1 protein-coding gene is annotated in these 580 nt (G+C 55.5%); it reads right to left on the reverse strand.

Translation table 11 applies throughout. The features are described from left to right. Positions 1–46: 46 nt before the first annotated feature. Positions 47–580: IS3 family transposase (locus KNP71_RS15760; RefSeq protein ID WP_214831055.1), on the reverse strand; the 534-nt coding region annotated here is incomplete at its 5' end.

Raw genomic sequence — 580 nt, forward strand, 5'->3', positions numbered from 1 at the left:
TGAACTGCTCCCCGTCAAGTAGACAGGGCAAATAATGAAAACCGGACTATGCGGCTTGAGACCTGTATTCGACAGGGCTCAAGCCGTTTAGTCGTTTCTGGAAACGATCATGGTTGTAGAACGAGATGTAGGTCTCGATGGCTGATGTGAGTTCGCTGTAGGCCTGGAACTCACGCAGGTAGTACATCTCGACTTTCAAGGTACCCCAAAAACCCTCGATCGGGGCGTTGTCGAGACAACGTCCGACCCGGGACATGCTGTGGGTCAGCCCCGCCTCTTCTACCATGCGTTTGAACCCTCTCGAGGTATATTGGAACCCTCGGTCGCTATGGATCATCGGACTCGCTCCTGAACGGAGTCCCGCGATCGCTGGGATCATCGTCTGGAATACGAGCGCGTTGTTGTTGGATTTCCCGATGCGATAGGCGACGATCGAGCCGTCATAGAGGTCGATGATCGCGCTCAGATATGCCTTCCTGCCGGCGCCATATTTGAACTCGGTGACGTCGGTGCACCACTTCTCGTCCGGTCGGGACGCGCTGAATTCTCGGTTCATCAGGTTCTCGGCCACATGCTGCGG

The organism is Exiguobacterium sp. s56 (genome assembly GCF_018618255.1).
Taxonomy (GTDB): Bacteria; Bacillota; Bacilli; order Exiguobacteriales; family Exiguobacteriaceae; genus Exiguobacterium; species Exiguobacterium chiriqhucha.